Here is a 20,390-nt window from a genome sequence, read left to right on the forward strand (position 1 = left end):
CCAAATTTCTATTCCACTTCATAAGCAAAAGCTTCCCAAGGTTTGAGTTCAATTTGTGAAATTTCTTGCCGTACTTTGTCATTTGTGATTACTGATTTGTAGGGGACAAAACCGGTGGTGAAGGGATTGACCTGATCTGATAAATTGACCACAACCAAGTATTTCTTGCCTTGATACTTACGTAAGTAAGCAAAAACTTCATCAGCAGAGTTCAATAACTCAAAGTCACCATAAATAATCCAGTCATTATGCTTACGTAAGTTAATTAGCGCCTTGTAAGTATTGAATACCGAGTCAGGGTTATTGATGGCATCTTCAGCATTAATATTCTGATAATTAGGATTGACTGCAAGCCAAGGCTTTCCTGTCGTGAAGCCCGCATGAGGCCGTACATTCCATTGCATGGGGGTTCTCGCATTATCACGACCAACACGACGGATAGCATCTAAAATTTCCGTCTCACTGTAGCCCTGCTCAAGACGCTCCACACGCATATTTCGAGATTCTACATCGTTCACTTCTTCAATTGTCTGAAAAGGGTAGTTCGTCATCCCCAATTCTTCTCCTTGATAAATATAAGGTGTCCCTTTCATCAAATGAAGTAAAATGGCAAAGGCCTTAGCAGAATGTACTCGGTATGTCTTATCATTTCCCCAAATAGATACAATTCGGGGCAAATCATGATTATTCCAAAACAGTGAATTCCAGCCTTTTTCAAGTCCTTGCCACTTTGCAAAAATTTCCTTTAGTAAGGGCACCGAAAAATTCTTTTTATCCCATTTTTCCCCTTCATCCAGATAAGTGTTTGTCACATGCTCAAATTGGAAAACCATCGAGAGCTCTTCGCGCTCGGGTGCCGAATAAAGCTCTGCTATCTCAGGCGTAGCTCCCCACGTTTCACCAACGGTCAGTAAATCTTTGTCACCAAAGGTTGCGCGATTCATCTCATGGAGGTACTCATGAAGTCTGGGGCCATTACCTGTTAACTCTTGGTCAATATCCTTTCCTATCAAATCAATGACATCCATACGAAAGCCACCAATCCCCTTATCAATCCAAAAATTCATCATGTCATACACTTCTTGATGGACTTTGGGATTCTCCCAATTAAGATCGGGTTGCCGTTTACTAAACAAATGCAAGTAATATTGACCCGTTCCTTCATCAAGTTGCCATGCTGACCCAGAAAAGATTGATTTTAAGCCGTTTGGTTTATCCCGCCATATATAATAATCACGATAAGGATTATTTTTTGATTGTCTTGCTTCAACAAACCAAGCGTGCTCATCAGAAGTATGGTTAACCACTAAATCCATAACAATTTCAATATCTCGTCGATGTGCCTCAGCTAATAGCTCATCCATATCAGCCATTGTGCCAAATTCTTCAGAAATTGCTTGATAATCAGAAATATCATAACCATTATCATCCATAGGTGATTGATAAACCGGACTCAGCCAAATCGCACCAATGCCCAGTTCTTGTAAATAGTCTAACTTAGAAATAATTCCTTGCAAATCTCCAATACCATCGCCATTAGCATCCATAAAAGAGCGTGGATAGATTTGGTAAACCACCGTTTTTTGCCACCATTTTTTATTCATCACTTTACTCCAATACTTGACTGACCAAACGGTCAGTTTCAAAAATACAGGCTGTCAGTAAAAATTTTACTGACAGCATCCTATTTATTTATAAACTACGAATCCAAAAGGCAAAATCGTTTCATCTTCCACTAAATTTGAGAAAATAATCTCATCCGCCTCAAATTTGACTGCATTTTCTCCAATATTAAAGCATCCTTTTAGTTCACCACGCTGGATTTCCACGACACCTTTTTTGCCATCCACTTCTTGCCAAACTACGGCTGCGTCGCTCAAAACTTCTTGATAAGCATGGCGTAGCGCGATGAGTTCTTTAAAGAACTCAAACATCTCCACATCTTGTTCTTCTTTTATCCAAGGCATACACTTCCGACATTCAGGATCCATTCCGCCTGTTAAAGCATACTCATCACCATAATAGATACAGGGTACTCCGGGCTGTAAGAAGGTGAACGTCTCTACCAATTTCATCAACGCTTTATTTTCGTTAGCAACAGTTAAAATGCGCGGCGTATCATGTGAATCTAAAACATTAAACATCACTTGATTGACTTGTTTTCTATAAAGTGTCAATTGAGTGTTAATATTCGATACCATCTGAGGTAAAGAAATTTTCTTGGTAATCAACCCATCTTTGATGGCATCCGTATAAGCATAGTTCATCACAGCAGTAAATTCATCACCAACCAGCCAAGGCTGTGCAGAATGCCAAACCTCTCCTAAAATGTAAAAATCTTTTTTAGCCGCATCACACGTTGCACGGAATTTTTTCCAAAAAGTATGGTCCACTTCATCTGCAACATCCAAACGCCAAGCGTCAATGTCAAATTCACGTATCCAATAATCCGCAATTTCCAAGAGGTAAGCTTCCACCTCAGGATTTGCTGTGTTTAATTTGGGCATGTGTGGCGTAAAAGCAAATGTATCATAAGTCGCATTTTCAGCGTTCTCAAAATCATCAGTTGGTGTATAAGTTGCAGGCCAACTATTCACATGGAACCAATCCGCATATTTGGACTTTTCTTGATGCTTTAGAACATCTTGCCATTGTGGTGAAGTATCACCGATATGATTAAAGACCGCGTCAAGCATCACTTTGATGCCACGCGCGTGAGCTTCTTCGACCAAATGCTTGAATAACGCTTTATCACCAAAGTTTTTATCTATAGCTAAATAGTCTTCTGTGTCATATTTATGATTGGAGTAGGCTTGAAAAATAGGAGTAAAATATATCCCGTTTACACCAAGTTCCGTCAAATGATCCAAATGATCAAGCACCCCTTGCAAATCCCCACCGTAAAAATCTTGCCGATCTGGCACATCTAATGCATTCCAGGCTTTTGTACCCTCAGGATCATTTTGAGTGTCCCCATTAGCAAACCGCTCAGGAAAAATCTGATACCAAACTGTTTCTTTAACCCACCCAGGTGTTTTAAAACGATCCGTCTCATGAAAATACGGCAAACGAAATGCTCCATATTTTTTGGTAATCAGCGTTTCATCATAGTCTAACAATCCTTGATCAGTATAAACCACCTTCTCACCATCTAACCCAGTCACTACGAAAAGATAATCGACACGTTTTGTTGCTACCGTGATTTCTGCTTCGAAAAAATCACTTCTATTAGTAGAAAGAACTTTTTTCATCTCTACTTGAGCACTTTTCCAAGTTTGGTGCTCTGGGTCTTCAACTCCCTCCCAAAGATAAGGATCGCCATAGAAAAGCTCAACTTTTTCAATATCATCTTTTTGAGCTTGAAGTCGGACCTGCATCGTATCACGCGTATAGAGATATGCAAATTCTGATTCGGGACGATGGTAAAGAGCTGCTTTGTTCATAAAATAGAACCTCCAAATTTTTTTGATGGCTGTACTAGTGTCATTTCCACCACATCTGGAGAACATAAATCTCACATTGGTATCATTTTATCATAACGCTTTCAAAAGCGCAATCGTTTGCATATTTTGTTGCGTTTTCTATTTTTTTACAAGTCTATTTCTTAATTTATTAGGAGAAAATAAGCTAGTTTATAAAGCAATACACTCCGTCATCAAAATGTAATATGATTTTTCTTGACAAAAAGCAAACGTTTGCGTAAAATAAGAATCATAGAAAATAAAACCGTTTTCATTAGGAGGAAACAAAATGAAATCTTGGAAAAAAGTAGCCTTGGGCGGAGCTTCTGTTCTCGCAGTCACAACGCTTGCAGCTTGTGGCAATTCTACAAGTGGTAGTAAAACCTCTTCAAGCTCTTCTGACATCAAAGGGACAGTCCGTGTCTATGTAGATACCCAGCAAAAAGCAACTTACGAATCTATCGCTAAAGGAATGTCAGCTAAATACCCTGACCTTACTGTAAAAGTTATCGCCAACGCTTCTGGCTCTGCCAATGCTAAAACAGATATCGCTAAAGATCCTTCTAAATATGCTGATGTCTTCGCTGTACCAAATGACCAATTGGGAGATATGGCTGATAAAGGATTCATCAGCCCAATTCAATCCAAAATGGCAAGTGAAGTCAAATCTGACAGCACCGATACAGCTTACGCGGGAATGTCTTATAAAGATAAACTTTATGCTTTCCCAGGTTCTACTGAAGCCCAAGTCCTTTTCTATAACAAATCTAAATTAACAGCTGATGATGTTAAAACATGGGATACAATGACTTCTAAAGCGGTTTTCGCTACTGATTTCACTAATGCTTATAACTTCTATCCTGTCTTCTTCACAGCTGGAACTACTCTTTTTGGAACTTCTGGTGAGGACGTATCTGGCACAGATGTCGCTTCTGAAAATGGCGTAAAGGCGATGCAATGGTTTGCAGATCAAAAATCCAATAAAAATGTTATGCAAACTTCTAACGCTTTGAACCAACTTCAATCCGGTAAAGCCTCAGCTATCGTTGATGGACCTTGGGACACTGCAAACATTAAGAAGATTTTAGGGGATAACTATGCTGTTGCTCCTTACCCAACTATTACTATTGGTGGTGAACAAAAACAATTACAAGCCTTCCAAGGTGTTAAAGGCTTTGCAATTAATTCTGAAACTAAAAACCAAGCCGCAGCCCAAACAGTTGCTCAATATTTGACAAGCGAAGATGCACAAATCAAACTCTTCAAAGCTTTAGGTAACGTCCCAACAAACAAGGATGCTCAAGAAAATGAAGCGGTGAAAAACGATGATGCAACGAAAGCAGTAATTACCATGTCTCAAAAAGGCTACTCTGTTGTAATGCCTAAGCTTCCACAAATGGCAACATTCTGGAACAACTCTGCTCCTTTGATTAATGGTGCATACACTGGATCAATCAAACCTGCTGATTTCTCTGCTCAACTGCAAAAATTCCAAGATAGTATCTCTAAATAAGAGATCCACTTATGTTAATACGTGAATAAGAGGTTGGGCTCCTTCAGCCTGACCTTTTAATTTATTAAAGGAAATATTATGACTAAAAGAAAAAAAAGAAGACTCACAGAGAGTTCTATTTCTCCAGAAGAAAAGTCCATAAGTATCCGCGAAGTTTTTTCTAAAGGAGACGCCGTAACAAAGCTAACTTTCTTTGTGATGGGCTTAAATCAAATCAGAAATAAACAGTGGGTAAAGGGATTTACATTTCTAATACTTGAAATTGCATTTATTGGTTGGCTCTTGTTTTCTGGGCTTAGCGCCTTTTCACTCTTGAGTAGTTTAGGTCCCAACAAAACTTTACGCGAAACGACAGATGCTAATGGTTTCCCTGTTATCGTGCAACCTGACCATTCAGTCCTCATTTTATTATGGGGGATCATCGCCTGTTTAATCGTCATTTTGTTCGTTTTGCTTTATTGGTTTAACTATCGCTCGAACAAACATCTTTATTACCTGAAACGTGAAGGAAAAGCTATCCCATCTAATAAAGAAGAACTTGCCTCTTTGCTTGACGAACGTTTATATGCGACGTTGATGGCTATACCATTATTAGGAATTTTAGCATTTACTGTTCTGCCAACTGTCTACATGATTTCAATGGCATTTACTAACTATGATCGTCTACATGCGACTGCCTTTTCTTGGACTGGGTTTCAAGCTTTTGGTAACGTGTTGACAGGCGACTTAGCAGGTACTTTCTTTCCAGTCCTAGGTTGGACTTTAGTATGGGCTGTAGTTGCCACCGCAACAACTTTTTTAGGTGGTGTTCTTCTAGCTTTACTGATTGAATCAACTGGAATCAAATTTAAAGGTTTTTGGCGGACAATTTTTGTTATTGTATTTGCTGTTCCACAATTTGTAACTTTGTTGATGATGGCGCAATTTTTAGATCAGCAGGGAGCTTTTAATGGCATATTAATGAATCTTCATCTCATTTCTCACCCTATTAATTTTATTGGTGCAGCGTCAGATCCAATGGTAGCTCGAATCACTGTTATTTTTGTTAATATGTGGATTGGTATACCCGTTTCGATGCTGGTGTCCACAGCCATTATCCAAAACCTTCCGCAAGATCAAATCGAAGCAGCACGTATCGATGGAGCAAATACATTTAACATTTTCCGCTCCATCACTTTTCCTCAAATCCTCTTTGTAATGACACCTGCTCTTATTCAACAGTTCATTGGTAACATTAATAATTTCAATGTGATTTACCTTTTAACTAAGGGCTGGCCAATGAATCCTGATTATCAGGGCGCAGGATCAACTGACTTACTTGTTACTTGGCTTTATAACTTGGTCTTCGGTCAAACACAGCGCTACAATGCGGCAGCCGTACTTGGTATCTTAATATTTATTGTTAATGCCTCTATTTCCCTTGTCGCATATCGCCGTACAAATGCATTTAAGGAGGGATAATTGAAATGAAATCATATAAAACTCAACGTCGCGTATCACTGACGCTTCGATATATCCTGCTTGGGCTTTTAGCATTAATCTGGATTTTCCCGATTATTTGGATTGTTCTTGCAAGTCTTACTCAAAATAACACTGGATTTGTCTCAACGATTATCCCTAAAAGTTTTACTTTGACTAATTATATCCAGCTTTTTCAAAATAAGAGTGGGAGTTTCCCATTTGTGGCTTGGATTGGTAACACCTTCCTTGTAGCCATCGTTTCAGCGACACTTTCTACTTTTATTACCATCATTATGTCTTATACCCTTTCACGTCTACGCTTTGCATTTCGTAAACCTTTCTTACAAATCGCTCTCGTTTTAGGGATGTTCCCTGGTTTCATGTCAATGATAGCCTTGTATTATATCTTGAAAGCCATTAATATGCTGAATATTGGTGGGCTGGTCTTAGTATATGTCGGTGGTGCTGGACTAGGATTTTATATTGCTAAAGGATTCTTCGATACTATTCCACACTCTATTGATGAGGCAGCAACGATTGATGGTGCAAACAAATGGCAAATCTTCACACACATCACTCTTCCGCTCTCTCGTCCCATCATTGTTTATACAGCTTTGATGGCCTTCATTGCACCCTGGACCGACTTCATCTTCTCAGGGATTATCTTAGGAAATAACCAAGCACATCCTGAAACGTTCACCATCGCCTACGGGCTTTATTCAATGGTCAACAGTCAAAAAGGGGCTGCTACTGCATTCTTCACACAATTTATCGCTGGTTGTGTCATCATTGCAATTCCAATTACAATCCTCTTTGTCATCATGCAAAAATTTTATGTCAATGGGATCACTGCTGGTGCAGACAAAGGCTAATAACCTAGTAATACATCATTACTTTTTCATTTGAGGGTATACTAAAAGTAAAAAAACTTACTGACCAGCTGGTCAGTAAGTTTTTTATTGTCCAAGAAGACTTTGTGCTTTGGTTCTGTATTTTGACATATCAATCAATAAACCTAGACCGCCATATTTATCATAAGCATTTGTCCAGTCATTGTCAGCTGGGATAGTCGTGGAATCAAGTCCACCTGCACTACTAAACAGAGTTCTTACGCCCGTTGTCAAAAAGAAGCTGTTGGGGATGTTTGTCATCGTTACAGCACGCGCCGTCCCTAAAGCGCTCGCACCAGTAAATAACATCAAAGGATTTTTAAGTTGCGACATCACTGTGGACATTACTTGTTGCTGGCGAGCTACCCGGCCCGCGTCTCCTTGATCATCGTGACGAAAACGCGCGTAATTGAGCAACGTCCGTCCGTCCATCTTTTGTTTGCCTTGTTTAATCATCATGAAGGTACCGCCTCCGTCAGGGTAGCCTAACTCAGCAGCTTGCTCAGCGGTCAACACCTTGTCAGAACTTGCCATCCCTTGCGTCTCTGACAAATCATCAGGCACAGGTACTTCATCCATTGTTTGGCCATTAATTGTAGAGAATTTTGCATCTATCTCCACTCCGTTTGGAAACAGTGAGTCGATAACCGTTGAAAAGCTTGAAAAATCAACGACCGCATAATATTGGATATTTATTCCAAAATTTTTCTTCAATGTATCACTTAATAAATTTATTCCCTGCCCATTATAATTTTCACCAATGGTAAAGGAGGCATTGATTTTGACATTCGGCTCACCAGTATCAGAGGTCACGCCAGGAACCAGAACGAGTGTATCCCGCATGAAACTCACAAGGCGTACTGTTTTTTTATCTTTACTAATGTGCAAAACCATGATCGAATCTGTATGAGCCACATCACTTGACTGGCCTGGGCGCTTATCTGCTCCAAGTACTAAAATGTTAGTAGAGCCATCAGAATTTTTGGTACCCGTAAAAGATTCATTTTTTATCGTTCCACCTTCTTGTTTCACACCACGGTTGTAACCATATACAAAGAACCCTGCCATGACAATAATAATCAGAATAATAAAAGCAAGTATGCCTCTTAGCCAACGTCTTTTCTTGCGAGGCTTATCCTTTTTAGGCTTTTTAGGCTTTTTAGGAAGCTTTATATTTGTATTTCTGGGTGAAGGTGATGCACTTGCATGATTTCTGGACGCTCTTCGAGAAGAGCCGCCCTCACTATTTGAGGCACCACTATAAGCGTAGTCAGGTTCTTGCCAATGTTCTTGTGAATCTTCATAAGCGTCTGCTTCAACTTCCTCTTGCATGTCATCGTCAGAATAACCATCATAACGTTTCAACTCATTGAGGAGCTCATAGTACTCTTGGCGCTCTCGGATACTGAGATAATCAATATTATGTCTCAAATATTCCAAGCGTTTATATTTTTTTTCATTCATTTCTTCACTATTATACCAAAGTTTGTATTTTACTGCAAAGCTGGCTCTCTTCTTGATTACTGACAGCTCTGTCAGTAAAAAAAAGACTTTAAATAAGTCTTTTTGCTCGCGTTTCAATGAAGGCGACAACGTCAGCAATTGACTTGCCCGTACTATCTAACAAAACAGCATCCTCAGCTTGTTTCAAGGGAGACACTTTGCGCGTACTATCCTTATGATCTCGAGCAGCAATCTCTGATTTTAAGCGCTCCAAGTCTGTTGGAATACCTTTAGATCGATTTTCTTTGTAACGACGTTCTGCCCGCTCTTCAACAGAGGCTACTAAGAAAATTTTAAGCTCAGCGTTTGGAAGAACAACTGTACCAATATCACGTCCATCCATAATGATCCCGCCTTCCTTAGCAATCCGCTGTTGCTCAGCTACTAGAAAACTACGAATTTCAGGCATGGCTGAAATTTTTGAAACTGCGTTCGTCACTTCATTAGTTCGAATCACATCCGTCACATTGCGCTCACCTAAGAACACTTCCTGCCCCTTCGGGCCATTCGCAAAAGAAATCGGATTTTCTTCAATAAAATTAATAATAACCTGTGGATCTTGTGTCTGTTCTTGCATGGCCACCAATGTCGCCACACGGTACATAGCGCCCGTATCTAAATAAATTAAATCAAGATCCCGCGCTACAATTTTAGCCACCGTTGATTTCCCACTTGAAGCAGGACCGTCTACAGCAATTTGGATTTTTTTCATCACTTTTAAATTTTCTACCTTATCTTTTAAATCTTTTTTCTGACAAACTTTAAAAAATTTACTGACCAAACTGTCAGTAAATTTTTATTTCAATTTGAGGACTTGTCCTGCGTGAATAGCACTACCATCAGCATTATATCCATCGGAAGAGATATTATTCAAGCTAGCAATCTGATCCCATGACAGCCCTGTTTTAGCAGCAATGGTGCTTGGGTAATCTCCTGCCACGATTGTGTAAGTCGTACCAGCTTCTGCGCTGCTTGACGAAGAGGAGGCAGGGGTACTACTTGATGAAGCTTCCGTTTGACTAGTCGCCGTCGATGAAGAGGATGAGGCAGGCGTGCTACTGCTTGACTGTGTTGCAGCCGTTGAAGTACTTGAAGATTGATGGAAATTTTTGGCGATTGCTTCATTACTTTGATTTTGGCTGTTCCAAAGAATAAACACAATTGCAAAACCAACAATAATAAACATTAATGCAACGAGAAAGGTCAGAAAACGCGTTGTCAAAGGACGTTTATGTTCATCTTTAGTACGGACTTTGCGTTTAAGTTCCGTAGGCTCTTCTTTCATTGCACGATAAATTTCGTTATTCCAGGGTTCTTTTGTTGCCACGACCTTTTCCTTTCATTTTTAGTCTTTTTTTATTATCATTCTTTATATGAAGATAAAAATAATTCCTGATAAATGCATTGCCTGTGGCTTATGCCATATTCATGCACCAGAGGCTTTTGACTATCATGATAATGGGATTGTAAAATTTTATGATACTCAAGACCAAGAAAAGACTTTTCCTGATGCTCCGTCGCTTCGCACAGCGGTCAAATCGTGTCCTACTGGAGCCCTCAAAATTGATAAAGACATCTAGATATTTTATCACTTTCTATTTTACCATAAGTTTTCAATTTCAAGGTATTTTTCAATAAAAAAACTTTTTTATTTATGAAAATTTGTGAAAAAAATTGTGAAAGCTTGACCTAAAGCTATCTATACAGTTTGTTTTATAAAAGGGTTTCCATAAGCGTGGAAACCCTTATTATTATTCTATGAAAACATTTGCAAATGTGGAATGAAAATAGTATAATGACTAGGTAATAATTTTTATTATAATCTTATATAGGAGGTTACTCACATTGAGTATCGGAATTGTTATTGCGAGCCATGGTGAATTCGCCGCAGGCATCAAACAATCTGGTTCTATGATTTTCGGAGAGCAAGAAAAAGTACAAGTAGTTACTTTTATGCCTAACGAAGGACCAACTGATTTGCATGCTAAAATCGAAGCTGCCATCGCAACATTTGATGCTGAAGATGAAGTTCTTGTCCTTGCTGACTTGTGGAGCGGTTCTCCATTTAACCAAGCAAGTGCAGTGATGGGTGAAAACCCTGATCGCAAGATTGCTATCATCACAGGCCTCAACCTGCCTATGCTTATTCAAGCCTACACAGAACGCATGATGGATGCATCTGCTGGCGTTGAACAAGTTGCGGCTAACATTATGAAAGAAGCGAAAGGTGGTATTAAAGTACTCCCTGAGGAACTTCAACCTGCAGAGGAAACTGCTGTTGCAGCCGCTCCTGCTGCTGTACAAGGCGCAATTCCTGAAGGAACTGTCATTGGCGATGGGAAAATTAAAATCAACCTTGCGCGTATTGACTCTCGTTTGCTTCACGGTCAAGTTGCGACTGCTTGGACTCCAGATTCAAAAGCCAACCGTATCATTGTAGTTTCTGACACTGTCTCAAAAGACGAATTGCGTAAGAAACTCATTGAACAAGCAGCTCCAACTGGTGTAAAAGCTAACGTTGTTCCAATCAAGAAAATGATTGAAGTAGCTAAAGATCCACGTTTTGGTGAAACTAGAGCACTTCTTCTTTTCGAAACTCCGCAAGACGCTCTTGCAACTATCGAAGGTGGCGTACCAATTGATACCTTGAACGTTGGTTCTATGGCTCACTCAACTGGTAAAACAATGCTCAACAAAGTTCTTTCTATGGACAAAGATGATGTTGCTACTTTTGAAAAATTGCGTGACCTCGGAGTTAAATTCGACGTACGTAAAGTTCCAGCTGATTCTAAAGCTGACCTCTTTGGCTTAATTAACAAAGCTGACGTACAATAATCAGAATATGAGCTTGTCTGATATTCCGATTATTATTTAAAATTGAATATTAGGCAGCCAAATTATTAAGGAGATATATTAAACATGGAATACGGTGTTTTATCTGTAATCTTGGTCATTATCGTTGCCTTCCTTGCTGGACTTGAAGGTATCCTTGACCAATGGCAATTCCACCAACCAATTATCGCCTGCTCGCTTATCGGTATCGTTACCGGTCACGCTTCTGCAGGGATTATCCTTGGTGGTTCGCTTCAATTGATCGCTCTTGGTTGGGCTAACGTTGGTGCCGCTGTCGCACCCGATGCTGCCCTTGCCTCTATTGCTTCATCTATCTTGATGGTTCAATCAAATAACTTTGACTTAAACCATATCATGGGTACAATCGTTCCTGCTGCTATCTTGCTTGCAACTGCTGGTCTTGTCTTGACTACTCTTGTACGTATGCTCTCAGTTGTGCTCGTTCACCAAGCTGACCGTGCTGCTGAAAATGGATCATACTCAGGTGTTGAAATGTGGCACTTTATCGCACTTATCTGTCAAGGTTTGCGTATTGCTATCCCTGCTGGACTTCTTTTGGTTATCTCACCACAAGTTATCCAAGATGCTTTGAACGCTATTCCTCCAGTTATCTCTGGTGGTCTTGCCGTTGGTGGTGGTATGGTTGTTGCCGTTGGTTATGCAATGGTTATCAACCTTATGGCTACACGTGAAGTATGGCCATTCTTCTTCCTTGGTTTCGCTATCGCCCCAATCTCAGAATTGACTTTGATTGCAACTGGTGTCCTCGGTGTTGTTATCGCTGTTGTTTACCTTAACCTCCAAGCTTCTGGTGGTTCTGGAAATGGCGCTGCAGCTTCATCAGGTGACCCAATCGGCGACATCTTGAACGACTACTAAGAAAGGAGGATCTAAAAAATGTCTGAAAATAAAATAACTCTTGATAAGAAAATCCGTCGTAGCGTTATGTGGCGTTCAATGTTCCTCCAAGGTTCTTGGAACTACGAACGTATGCAAAATGGTGGTTGGGCTTACTCGCTCATTCCAGCATTGAAAAAACTCTACCCTTCTGGCGAAGAAGCTAAAGAAGCTTTGAAACGTCACTTGGAATTCTTTAATACTCACCCATACGTTGCCGCTCCAATCATCGGTGTAACGCTTGCCCTTGAAGAAGAACGTGCTAACGGTGCTGAAATCGACGATGCCGCTATTCAAGGGGTTAAAGTTGGTATGATGGGTCCTCTTGCCGGTATCGGTGACCCTGTCTTCTGGTTCACAGTACGTCCTATCGTTGGTGCGATTGCAGCTTCATTGGCTACTGGTGGATCAATCATCGCTCCACTCTTCTTCTTCATCGTGTGGAATGCTATTCGTATCGCTTTCTTGTGGTACACTCAAGAATTTGGTTACAAATCAGGTTCTGCAATCACTAAAGACCTCGGTGGAGGACTCCTCCAAACCGTTACTAAAGGTGCTTCTATCCTTGGTATGTTTGTCCTTGGTGTGTTAATCCAACGTTGGGTAACCATTAACTTCAACGGTGCGAATGCAGTCGTTTCAAGAATTCCTTTGCAAAAAGGTGCTTATGTAGAATTCCCTAAAGGTAATGTATCTGGTACACAACTCCACGATATTCTTGGTCAAGTCGGCAGCAACCTTCCACTTGATTCTACAAAAGTCACTTACCTTCAAGACAACTTGAATCAATTGATTCCTGGTCTTGCTGGTTTGCTTATCACATTCCTTTGCATGTGGTTGCTTAAGAAAAAGGTTTCTCCAATCGTTATCATCTTCGGTCTCTTCATCGTGGGTATCCTCGGTCGTTGGGCACAAATCATGTAATCGATTAGCGATGTTTAAAGTCAATCTTCGGATTGGCTTTTTTGTTCATTCTTTTTCTGATGATTAAGGAAAATAAAGCGTTTTTATGCTATAATTAAATAGTTATTATGAGGTTTTCATCACTGCTAAGTTAGTGATAAAATACTATTTTTTTAATCTAAACTATGAAATGGAGTAACTTGCGTGGCTCAATCACTAAATACTAAAGCTGATTTTTCAACAGAAGGGATTGCTTACCTCGGTTTTGCTGAATATGGCAAAATCTTAATTGGCGATGTTGCCTTTGAATTTTATAATGATCGAAATGTAGAAAAAAATATGACCTTCCCTTGGTCTTCGATTTTACGTGTGGAGGGTGATGTTACAAAAACCCTCAAAGGACAAGTCAAGGTCGGTCGTCAATTTTCCATCGTACTTCAAAATGGCTCCAAGGTTCGCTTTTCTTCTAAAGAATCCGGAACTGTTTTACGCTGGATGCGCGATTATTTAGGAAATGAGAAGGTAGTGAAATCGCCAAGCTTTCTGGGAACATTTAAAAATGCCTTTAAGCGTAAAAGAAAGAAATGAGCAAGTCGTTAAAAAAACAGTAAAAATCAACGTTTTACTGTTTTTTTATTAACATAACTCTCTCTCATGATAAGATATCCTTTTGAGTGTCAATTAGCGATGGGGGCATGGAGATGACGAACAGCTACAAGTTTGAGTTTTCTTTGGAAAGCCAAACTTTTGTAACGTTTTGGCCCGATATTCCGCACGTCCCACAAATCTGGTAACTTTACTAAAGATAAAGCAGGACAAAAGGGTTACTAAAAAGTTTGGCAAGGCCAAATAAGTGATGACCGCTAGTAACATCACCCCTACATCAATCCCAAAAAGTGTACGGTCAATACTAATATGCCACTTATTTTCAAACAGACGTGCCAGTAAGATTGAACCGCCAAACGTTCCTTGAGAAAGGACCACAAGCCCCGCACCAAGTCCCGAAAGTAAACCATCTAGTAGCCCGACAACAACCAATGAAGGGATCTGAAAACCAGTGACACCAAGTGCTTCATAAACCATCATCCAACCACTCATGGCAAGCGCACCAGGAATTGTGAGCAAAAGTTCTCGCTTATTGAGAAGTTTCCAGCTCAGGAAAAAGAGTGGGATGTTTACTGCAAAAAATGTCAAAGCTGGATTAACTCCAAAGACAAATTGGATAAAAACTGAAAACCCTGCAATGCCATTGCTTGCCATCGCATTGGGTACAACAAAAAGCTGTATAGAGAGGATATAGAGCCCTACACCCAAAAGTAAAAGGACGAGATCTCTCATAAATTTCTTATCTATTTTTACACCTAATAGGGCCATGCTGCCTCCTTTAATTAAAATAACATTAAAATATTCTTCTATTATAATGATAACATTTTTTAGAGCATTTCTTAAATCATGTCCTCGTTGCCACGTTAATTTATTGATGAAAATGTATCCGTTTTTATGGTATAATAACTTAATGATTAGAAAAGAGGACATTGCTTTGATAACTCATCCGACGGAGCATTTTTATGAAACAAAAGGGACGGCGTATTTAGGTTCTGTAGAAAATGGTACTTTGAAAATTAGTGATGAAGGAGTCACTTTTACTTATAAAAATCCTCGGCGTGGGCAACCTCTTGTTTTTTCGTGGGAAGATATTTTACAAGCAGAGGTTGATGTAAAAATGAATGGAAAATTAGGTCAACAATTTGCATTAATCCTACGTACTCAGGCAAAGGTTCGTTTTGGTTCTAAGGAAGCAGGTCATCTCGTAAAAATGATTTCAGAACGTATTGGCAAAGAAAATGTGGTGCGTGCGCCAAGTATTCTTGATCCCTTGCGCCGTGCCATCCGTAAATCTTGAAAAAAATACTGACGCAATGGTCAGTATTTTTACAAGGTGAATATTGCTTTGTAAGCCAACTTTTTTACTGATAATTTTTTGACAAATGCCTTCTTAAAATGGTAAAATGGGCTTAAGGAGCTGGTCTTGTAAGGTTTTTTAAGAGAACTTGTGGTGCTGCGAACAAGTAAAACTGATCGATGACTTTCTACTTCTTTCTGATTTTCTCATGAAAGTGAGAGCGCTTGGCTAGCGTTACAAGCTACCAAAGTTCTACTCTACTGCTGACTTCTCAGTCAGTAAAGTGAGGTAGATAATTTAGGTGGAACCGTGCAATGACAGCGCCCTAATTCTTCGGAAATAGGGCGTTTTTTTGTGATTACACGGTCAGAATATGCTAAAAATTTGTAATTGAAAAAGGAGAGCTTATGCTTGATATTAAAAAAATTCGTGCTGATTTTGACGGTGTTGCTGCAAAATTAGCCACTCGTGGTGTTGAAAAAGAAAAACTTGAAAAACTTCATGACTTAGACATTAAACGTCGTGAACTCATTGTAAAATCTGAGGCTTTGAAAGCTGAACGTAATAGCGTTTCTGATGAAATTTCACAAGTAAAACGTGCAAAAGGTGATGCCAGCGCACAAATTGCTGCAATGCAAAAAGTTTCTGCTGAAATCAAAGCCATTGATGCTGAACTTGCTGAAATCGAAGAAAACTTGAATGAAATCATTATCATGTTGCCAAATCTTCCTCATGAAAGTACACCAATTGGTGCTGATGAAGAGGATAACGTTGAGGTTCGTCGTGTTGGTCAAACTCCAACTTTCAATTTTGAACCTAAAGCTCACTGGGATTTGGGTGAAGATTTAGGAATTTTGGATTGGGAACGTGGTGGTAAAGTCACTGGTTCACGCTTCCTATTCTACAAAGGTGCTGGCGCAAGACTTGAACGTGCCCTTTATAACTTCATGCTTGATGAGCACGGTAAAGAAGGTTATACTGAAATGATTACTCCTTATATGGTTAATCAAGAGTCAATGTTTGGAACGGGTCAATATCCGAAGTTTAAAGAAGACACTTTTGAATTGAAAGATGACCGTGGTTTTGTTTTAATTCCAACTGCTGAAGTTCCTTTGACTAACTACTATCGTGGGGAAATTTTGGATGGCGCAGAATTGCCAATCAAATTCACAGCAATGAGTCCTTCTTTCCGTTCTGAAGCTGGTTCTGCTGGTCGTGATACGCGTGGTTTGATTCGTTTGCACCAATTCCATAAAGTTGAAATGGTTAAATTTACTAAACCTGACCAATCTTATGATGAACTTGAAAAAATGACAGCAAACGCTGAAAATATTCTTAAAAAATTGGGTCTTGCTTACCGTGTTGTGGCTTTGTCAACTGGTGACATGGGCTTCTCTGCGGCTAAAACTTATGATTTAGAAGTTTGGATTCCTGCGCAAAATACTTACCGTGAAATTTCTTCATGTTCAAACTGTGAAGATTTCCAAGCCCGTCGTGCCCAAATTCGTTATCGTGACGAAGAGGGTAAAGTTCAACTTGTTCACACTTTGAATGGTTCTGGACTTGCTGTTGGACGTACTGTGGCTGCTATTCTTGAAAATTATCAAAATGAAGATGGTTCAATCACTGTTCCTGAAGTGCTTCGTCCTTATATGGGTGGACTTGAAGTAATTAAATAACTAATAAAAAAGATACTGACAGAGCGGTCAGTATTTTTTTGTGAATGAATGACACAGTTCTTTGAGGTAAGGTAAGCTGACAAAGCCGTCAGTAAATGCTATAATAGGTTCAATTTAGGAGTGGAGGTTTGGATGACTAAAATTTTTCCCCATAAACTTAAAAAAGGTGATGAAATTCGCGTGATTTCCCCAAGTTCTTCTCTTTTGCGAACTGGCCGTTTCGAAGATAAACTTAAAGCAAAAACACGACTTGAAAAGCTTGGCTATAAGGTCACTTTTGGTGCCCATATTTTAGAAAATGATTTACTCTCTTCAAGTTCAATTGCTTCACGTGTCAGTGACTTTCATGCGGCATTTGCTGATCCCAATGTCAAGGCAGTGCTTTGTACTATCGGCGGTTTTAACAGCAATGAATTGCTGCCTTATATTGACTGGGAAATTGTGCGACAAAACCCTAAAATTTTCTGTGGATTTTCGGACATTACAGTCCTTCATCAGGCCATTTTTTCTAAAACGGGTTTGGTCACTTACTATGGTCCAGGCTATATTGCCTTCTTGATGGATGAATTACAAGATTTCCAAACGGCGGAGTGGTTAAAAGCAGTCGCAGGTCCGTCGACTTATTCTTTAAGTGCCAGTGAGGTTTATACCAGCGATGCTTGGTATGATCCAACGCAAGCACGACATCCGCTCCCAGCAAGTTGGAAAATATACAATCACGGTACGGCTTCAGGAACAATCTTGGGTGGCAATCTCAATACCTTGATGCTCGTGACAGGAACTTCTGCACAAGTCAAGCTTACAAGTCCGATTGCCTTTTTAGAAAATGCTGAAGAGGAAGATTTTTATGCTTGGGACCGTGAACTTGCTCATTTCCTACAAGTTTATCCTGATATTGCAGGATTAGTCATTGGCCGTTTTCCCAAAGAAGAGGGGATGACTGAGGAGATTTTGTGGTTTATTCTCGATAAATATCCCCTTTTACAGCACATCCCCGTCATTTATGATGTTGACTTTGGTCACAGCCAACCTATTTTTACTTTTCCTTTAGGGGGTGAAATTCAACTCACGACCAAACCTTTAAAACTAGAAATCCTGAAAGGATAAGCATTTATACGGAGTTTACTATGACAGAAATTTATTTTATTCGCCACTCATTACGCGACTCAGCAGCCTATGACGATATGGACGTTCCTCTTACCGATGAAGGGGAAAAAAGAGCCCTGGTCTTAGCAGAGGCTTTTGAACCAGTTGCGCTTGATCAGATCTATTCAAGTCCTTTTTTGCGCTCTGTTCGAACCGTCCAGCCTCTAGCCGAGGCTAAAGCACTTGAAATACAGCTTCTAAGCGCGCTACGAGAAAGAAACGTCGGTCCATGGATTGATGATTTTTGGAGTTTTGCCCAAATGCAGTGGCAAGATTTTGACTATAAACTGGAGCAAGGAGAATCTTTGCGTGAGGTTCAAGAACGAAATATTCAGGCAGTGCAGCAGATTCTTAAAAATGCTAGCGGTCAAAAAGTAGCGGTCGGAACACATGGAACCTCCCTCTCGACCATCCTTAATTATTATCAACCGGACTTTCAATTTAATGATTTTAAAGTTTTAGCAGGAAAGATGCCCTATGTTATCAAAATGAATTTTGATGGACACCGCTATCTCTCACATGAGGAAATTCCGATTGATTATGAATAAAAAAGTTACTGACAGCTTGGTCAGTAACTTTTTTACTTAAAGTTCGATGATATTTCCAGAATTAAGATAAACAATCCATTCGCAAAGATTGACAGCGTAGCCCGTAATTCGCTCTAAGTAAACTAAAGTTAAAAGATACTCTTTTCCTGTCGTCACTGTTTCAGAATTCTCTTTCATTCCTTCAAGCACTTTTTCTTGAATTTCGTGGCTCATGCTTTTAATAACATTTTGCTGTTCTGCCACTTCATGCGCACGTAAATCATCGCCTTGAATATAAGCATTCAAAGAGGCGTCAACGATGGATTTAACTTTTTCTCCAAGCAAACTAATATCTTCTTCAACGATGTGAATCCGTTCCTCACCCTTCAAAGAAATTGTCGCTTTGGCAATCGAAGCAACATGGTCACCCATGCGTTCGATATCTGATGAGGCTTTGAGCACCGTAATAATAGTTCTCAAATCACTAGATACAGGTTGTTGGAGCGCGATCATTTCTAGAGATTGGTTCTCAAGACTTTTTTCTTGTTCATTGATGGCATGATCACCTTCAATAACTTGTTCAGCCAAATCACGGTCGTGACTTACGAAGGCTCGAACTGCTTTATTTAATTGAGCAGAAACTTGCGTGCCCATCGAGTAAAATTGATTGTGAAGTTTATTAAGATCTTCTTCAAATTGTGTACGCAACATTAAACACTCCTCTAATTTTTTATTGAAAATTTATTCTGTTATTATAGCATATTTCCCACTGCTGAGGGGAAATAGCTAAGTTTTACATGTTTTGTGGCCAGTTGATTAACCAAATTTACCTGAAATATAATCAGAAGTTTCTTGTTTTTCTGGATTAAGGAAGATGCTCTTGGTATCATTATATTCCACCAAATTTCCGTCTAGCATAAAGGCCGTACGATCAGAAATCCGTGAGGCTTGTTGCATACTGTGCGTCACTATGGCGATGGTATAGTCTTCTTTTAACTCTAACATCGTTTCCTCTACACGAGCAGCTGAGATCGGGTCTAAGGCCGATGTCGGCTCGTCCATCAGGATAATTTCAGGATTGACGGCAAGGACACGTGCGATACAAACCCTTTGTTGCTGACCACCTGATAAGCCTAGTGCTGAACTGTGCAAAATATCTTTGACCTCATCCCAGATGTTTGCCGCTTTGAGCGAATTTTCTACCACTTCATCAAGCAAGGCTTTATCTTTGACGCCTTTTAATCTTAGGCCATATACGACATTTTCATAGATTGAAAAGGGGAAGGGATTGGGTTGTTGGAACACCATTCCAATTTCTTTACGTAGATCAACCGTATCGATTTTCGGACTATAGATATTTTTCCCTTTATAATCAATCGCACCTGTGATCGTCACTGTTGGGATCAAATCATTCATTCGGTTGATTGAACGTAAAAGTGTAGATTTCCCACAGCCGGATGGACCAATCAGTGCGGTGATTTCATTTTTATAAAATGTCATGTTAATGGTATTCAGCGCCTTTTTCTTACCATAATAGAGTGAAAGGTCACTGACTGTTAAAACTGCTTCTTTTTCCATATTTTCCCTTTTTATCAGTTACTGACCAACTGGTCAGTCATCTTCTTTTCTTATGTCAGCGGGCTTTAGGGCAAAA

Annotated in this window: 20 protein-coding genes; 12 read left to right on the top strand and 8 right to left on the bottom strand. The window is 39.7% G+C overall.

From position 1 onward, the window contains the following. Positions 1-8: 8 nt before the first annotated feature. Together JW886_RS07995 and JW886_RS08000 are read right to left on the bottom strand one after the other, a co-directional pair. Complete coding sequence (locus JW886_RS07995; protein ID WP_205871808.1) at positions 9-1,604, bottom strand: glycoside hydrolase family 13 protein; 1,596 nt, start codon at positions 1,602-1,604, stop codon at positions 9-11. An 84-nt stretch (positions 1,605-1,688) separates the two neighbouring features. Beyond that, on the bottom strand, positions 1,689-3,443 hold the full coding sequence (locus JW886_RS08000) for a glycoside hydrolase family 13 protein (protein WP_200407361.1): 1,755 nt from the start codon (positions 3,441-3,443) through the stop codon (positions 1,689-1,691). Positions 3,444-3,750: 307 nt separating this feature from the next. On the opposite strand from JW886_RS08000, the gene JW886_RS08005 reads away from it, so the two are divergent. The 3 genes from JW886_RS08005 to JW886_RS08015 all read left to right on the top strand — a co-directional run bounded on the left by JW886_RS08005 (position 3,751) and on the right by JW886_RS08015 (position 7,307). Further along, positions 3,751-4,974: an extracellular solute-binding protein gene (locus JW886_RS08005; RefSeq protein WP_075526172.1), complete on the top strand. Its 1,224-nt coding sequence runs from the start codon at positions 3,751-3,753 to the stop codon at positions 4,972-4,974. A 78-nt stretch (positions 4,975-5,052) separates the two neighbouring features. Beyond that, positions 5,053-6,435 (top strand): carbohydrate ABC transporter permease, encoded by a 1,383-nt coding sequence (locus JW886_RS08010; protein WP_075526173.1) that lies wholly within the window; start codon positions 5,053-5,055, stop codon positions 6,433-6,435. A 5-nt stretch (positions 6,436-6,440) separates the two neighbouring features. Further along, positions 6,441-7,307 carry a sugar ABC transporter permease gene (locus JW886_RS08015; protein WP_075526243.1) on the top strand — a complete coding sequence of 289 codons (867 nt, stop codon included), beginning with the start codon at positions 6,441-6,443 and terminating at the stop codon, positions 7,305-7,307. Between the two features lie 84 nt (positions 7,308-7,391). On the opposite strand, the gene JW886_RS08020 is transcribed toward JW886_RS08015, so the two are convergent. The 3 genes from JW886_RS08020 to JW886_RS08030 all read right to left on the bottom strand — a co-directional run bounded on the left by JW886_RS08020 (position 7,392) and on the right by JW886_RS08030 (position 10,155). Continuing rightward, positions 7,392-8,789 (bottom strand): LCP family protein, encoded by a 1,398-nt coding sequence (locus JW886_RS08020; protein ID WP_205871809.1) that lies wholly within the window; start codon positions 8,787-8,789, stop codon positions 7,392-7,394. Between the two features lie 88 nt (positions 8,790-8,877). Continuing rightward, positions 8,878-9,540: a (d)CMP kinase gene (cmk, locus tag JW886_RS08025; RefSeq protein ID WP_075526245.1), complete on the bottom strand. Its 663-nt coding sequence runs from the start codon at positions 9,538-9,540 to the stop codon at positions 8,878-8,880. A gap of 84 nt (positions 9,541-9,624) precedes the next feature. Further along, positions 9,625-10,155, bottom strand: coding sequence for an SAG1386/EF1546 family surface-associated protein (locus JW886_RS08030; protein ID WP_075526174.1), 531 nt, complete (start codon positions 10,153-10,155; stop codon positions 9,625-9,627). A 46-nt stretch (positions 10,156-10,201) separates the two neighbouring features. On the opposite strand from JW886_RS08030, the gene JW886_RS08035 reads away from it, so the two are divergent. The 5 genes from JW886_RS08035 (at position 10,202) to JW886_RS08055 (ending at position 14,069) form a co-directional block, all read left to right on the top strand. Continuing rightward, positions 10,202-10,408: a ferredoxin gene (locus JW886_RS08035; RefSeq protein WP_075526175.1), complete on the top strand. Its 207-nt coding sequence runs from the start codon at positions 10,202-10,204 to the stop codon at positions 10,406-10,408. A gap of 265 nt (positions 10,409-10,673) precedes the next feature. Further along, entirely contained in the window at positions 10,674-11,663 is a 990-nt protein-coding gene (locus JW886_RS08040) for a PTS sugar transporter subunit IIB (RefSeq protein WP_075526176.1), read from the top strand. 84 nt (positions 11,664-11,747) lie between these two features. Next, a complete protein-coding gene (locus JW886_RS08045; RefSeq protein ID WP_075526177.1) occupies positions 11,748-12,560 on the top strand; it encodes a PTS mannose/fructose/sorbose transporter subunit IIC in 813 nt (270 codons plus the stop codon). A gap of 18 nt (positions 12,561-12,578) precedes the next feature. Continuing rightward, positions 12,579-13,502, top strand: a complete 924-nt coding sequence (locus tag JW886_RS08050; RefSeq protein ID WP_075526178.1) for a PTS system mannose/fructose/sorbose family transporter subunit IID — start codon at positions 12,579-12,581, stop codon at positions 13,500-13,502. Positions 13,503-13,685: 183 nt separating this feature from the next. Continuing rightward, positions 13,686-14,069, top strand: coding sequence for a DUF956 family protein (locus tag JW886_RS08055; protein ID WP_205871810.1), 384 nt, complete (start codon positions 13,686-13,688; stop codon positions 14,067-14,069). Between the two features lie 93 nt (positions 14,070-14,162). On the opposite strand, the gene JW886_RS08060 is transcribed toward JW886_RS08055, so the two are convergent. Then, complete coding sequence (locus tag JW886_RS08060) at positions 14,163-14,855, bottom strand: YitT family protein (protein ID WP_205272119.1); 693 nt, start codon at positions 14,853-14,855, stop codon at positions 14,163-14,165. Between the two features lie 142 nt (positions 14,856-14,997). Here JW886_RS08060 and JW886_RS08065 point away from each other — a divergent pair, with 142 nt between their 5' ends. From JW886_RS08065 to JW886_RS08080, 4 genes are all read left to right on the top strand, one after another. Continuing rightward, complete coding sequence (locus JW886_RS08065) at positions 14,998-15,384, top strand: DUF956 family protein (protein ID WP_205871811.1); 387 nt, start codon at positions 14,998-15,000, stop codon at positions 15,382-15,384. A 407-nt stretch (positions 15,385-15,791) separates the two neighbouring features. Further along, entirely contained in the window at positions 15,792-17,063 is a 1,272-nt protein-coding gene (gene serS, locus JW886_RS08070; protein WP_205871812.1) for a serine--tRNA ligase, read from the top strand. Between the two features lie 132 nt (positions 17,064-17,195). Further along, the gene (locus JW886_RS08075; protein ID WP_205871813.1) at positions 17,196-18,170 is read left to right on the top strand and encodes a S66 family peptidase; all 975 of its coding nucleotides are present in this window, start codon (positions 17,196-17,198) and stop codon (positions 18,168-18,170) included. 20 nt (positions 18,171-18,190) lie between these two features. Beyond that, entirely contained in the window at positions 18,191-18,757 is a 567-nt protein-coding gene (locus tag JW886_RS08080) for a histidine phosphatase family protein (protein WP_205871814.1), read from the top strand. Between the two features lie 36 nt (positions 18,758-18,793). Here JW886_RS08080 and phoU read toward each other — a convergent pair whose 3' ends face one another. Together phoU and pstB are read right to left on the bottom strand one after the other, a co-directional pair. After that, on the bottom strand, positions 18,794-19,447 hold the full coding sequence (phoU, locus tag JW886_RS08085) for a phosphate signaling complex protein PhoU (protein ID WP_075526185.1): 654 nt from the start codon (positions 19,445-19,447) through the stop codon (positions 18,794-18,796). A gap of 105 nt (positions 19,448-19,552) precedes the next feature. Further along, complete coding sequence (pstB, locus tag JW886_RS08090) at positions 19,553-20,314, bottom strand: phosphate ABC transporter ATP-binding protein PstB (RefSeq protein ID WP_200407368.1); 762 nt, start codon at positions 20,312-20,314, stop codon at positions 19,553-19,555. Between the last annotated feature and the right edge of the window lie 76 nt (positions 20,315-20,390).

The organism is Lactococcus taiwanensis, assembly GCF_017068355.1.
Taxonomy (GTDB): domain Bacteria; phylum Bacillota; class Bacilli; order Lactobacillales; family Streptococcaceae; genus Lactococcus; species Lactococcus taiwanensis.